This window comes from Virgibacillus sp. FSP13 (assembly GCF_054048505.1).
Genome location: NZ_JBSVKG010000059.1, coordinates 1 through 2,432, shown reverse-complemented (window position 1 = coordinate 2,432; position 2,432 = coordinate 1). Strand labels below are relative to the sequence as shown.

The 2,432-nt window shown below is 30.6% G+C and carries 2 protein-coding genes and 2 tRNA genes; 1 reads left to right on the top strand and 3 read right to left on the bottom strand.

The features are described from left to right. The coding region (locus tag ACW2QC_RS20125) for a tyrosine-type recombinase/integrase (protein ID WP_457545707.1) at positions 1-806 on the top strand (806 nt) is incomplete at its 5' end. Between the two features lie 91 nt (positions 807-897). Here the strand turns inward: ACW2QC_RS20125 and ACW2QC_RS20120 are convergent. From ACW2QC_RS20120 to ACW2QC_RS20110, 3 genes are all read right to left on the bottom strand, one after another. Next, positions 898-1,422, bottom strand: a complete 525-nt coding sequence (locus tag ACW2QC_RS20120) for a hypothetical protein (protein WP_457545706.1) — start codon at positions 1,420-1,422, stop codon at positions 898-900. A gap of 613 nt (positions 1,423-2,035) precedes the next feature. Then, a tRNA-Ile gene (locus ACW2QC_RS20115) sits at positions 2,036-2,109 on the bottom strand. A gap of 11 nt (positions 2,110-2,120) precedes the next feature. Continuing rightward, positions 2,121-2,194: transfer RNA gene (locus tag ACW2QC_RS20110), tRNA-Gly, on the bottom strand. Between the last annotated feature and the right edge of the window lie 238 nt (positions 2,195-2,432).

Here is a 2,432-nt window from a genome sequence, read left to right as displayed (position 1 = left end):
AACGGGATCACTATCAAGCCTTTTTAAATAAATTTGGTAAAGGTAAATCAAAAGAAACTGTTCAAAAGGTAAATTCACATATCCGTTCATGTCTTAAATATGCCGTAATGGATCAGATTATTCCGCAAGATTTTACTGAAGGTACAAAAGTACATTATACAACTCCAGCAAAAAAGGCAGATGATAAATATCTGGACGTGAAAGAAAGTGAACTGTTATTTAACGAAATACTAAAAAAACTTAAAGATGGAGTAGGTTATTATATACTATTATTAGCATTAACTTCTGGATTGCGTTACGAAGAATTAGTAGGACTTACGGTTGATGATTTTGATTTCAATTCAAATAAACTTAGTGTGAGTAAAACATGGGGCTATAATAATCGAATGCCAAAAGGATTTGGTCCTACAAAAAATGAACAATCAAACCGTACAATTAGTATTGATAGTATTACAATGAATGAATTCAAGGAGTTCTTCAAGACATTAAAGCCCAATAAAGAAAAATTAGTTTTTTATAGTCCAACTTCCAAATATAAAGTGATTAGTAATACATCCACCAATAAATTATTAAAGAAAACTTTATTAAGAATGGAAATTAAACCAATTACGGTACATGAATTAAGACATACACATGCTAGTGTATTACTATCTCATGGTGTTTCTATATATTATGTTAGTAAACGGTTAGGCCATAAAGATGTGGATACGACTCATAAATACTATACCCATTTAACGAAAGAACTACATGAAAAGGATTCAAAAAATACTGTTGCAATATTTAATAATATGAAAGATAAACAATAGAGATAAGAGCATCTAATTTTACTCAATTAGATGCTCTTTTAATTGGGTAATTACAACTTATTATTATTATCAATTCAATTATAACTAGAAATTAAGATCCAAAATCATTATAATCACAATTAATACATAAATCATCTATCAATAACTCAACTACTTTATTACATTTAGAACAAATCATATCTCCCTTTTCTGGGGTAGACAAAAGCTTGTTAATTCTCTCCCTAGTTATTTTTTCTTTAAATTCCCCGAATTGTTCCTTTGTATTCTCAAAACCATATAGGCGATGAAATTCATTATGAATCTTTCTATGCAAAACTACACCCAATCCATATTTCCTATGTTTAATTAGGAATAACTGTCTAATTTCTTGAGTGATATATGGGGACATGAACCATTTCTCATCAAGTAGATTTCTATTATATAATTCGGTTATCGTTTCATTGAAAATTGAATTAAAGCTTTTTATATGATGTACCTCTAAATTAGACTTCTTATTGCTAATTAAACAAGTATAATTATTTTCATATAGGCTCGCCTCTCTCCAACCTAAAATTTCCTTTTCTCTTCTTAATTGTTTAGTTATTTCCGAATAACTACCTCTAATTATAATATCCATCGACCCCCCCTATAATATAAATACTATGAAGAACAGCGTTTTTATATAATAAAAGTGGGAGGTTTATTTATTGCAGGATTTTCATTGAAAAGATCCTATGCTTTTCTGTTTAGTAAAAAATGTGATTGTGTAAAAAGGATCTTCAAAAACCATAAATTCAAGCTAAAATTTTAATAATAGAATTGCTGTATAGCTTGATAAACTAGATATATCGCACATTTAAATAAAAAATTACTTGATTAATAAAGCTGTATAAAATGGTGTAAAATATGGTGTAAAAATCAATGAAATTGTTTCGAATTGTTTCCTATACAAAACATATAAAAAAGCTCAAGAACATTAGTATATCAACGTTCTTGAGCCTTTATTACGTTCATTAAAAGTAATGAAAATCATTCAAAGATACCGGTGGTCAGGGTTGAAGCAGCACTAATGAAAAAACACGATTGGTTATGCCCCCTCCCAGTCCTAATCTCTACCATGAAATCCCTAAAATAAAAAAGATCACAATATCAACTAATTGTAATCTTTTTGATAGAACTTTAGTTTAACTAAAGCCCTAATGACAATATTATATTAACATACTAAATATATAGAGAAATAACGGACAGTATGGGCCTGAGTGGACTCGAACCACCGACCTCACGCTTATCAGGCGTGCGCTCTAACCAGCTGAGCTACAGGCCCATATATGACAATGGAGCGGGTGAAGGGAATTGAACCCTCGACATCAGCTTGGAAGGCTGAGGTTTTACCACTAAACTACACCCGCATATAATAAATTGTGTTTAAAATAATGACTCTCACGAAAGGCATGCCTCTGCATCTACTAGCATATTCAAGGATGTATATACTTCGAGGCAACTCGTAGTTTATTCGGTAGAAGTAACGCTCGTGGCTGAGGTTTTACCACTAAACTACACCCGCATAAATTAACTATTCAAATAGAAATTGTTGATGGAAAATGAATCACATTAGTTATTCAAAAAGACGTTTTTTTATGTAGTGTT

What these genes read in the sequence shown, in the direction of transcription:
- ACW2QC_RS20120 (WP_457545706.1), bottom strand. Translation starts at nt 1,422, where the DNA reads ATGGATATTATAATTAGAGGTAGTTATTCGGAAATAACTAAACAATTA.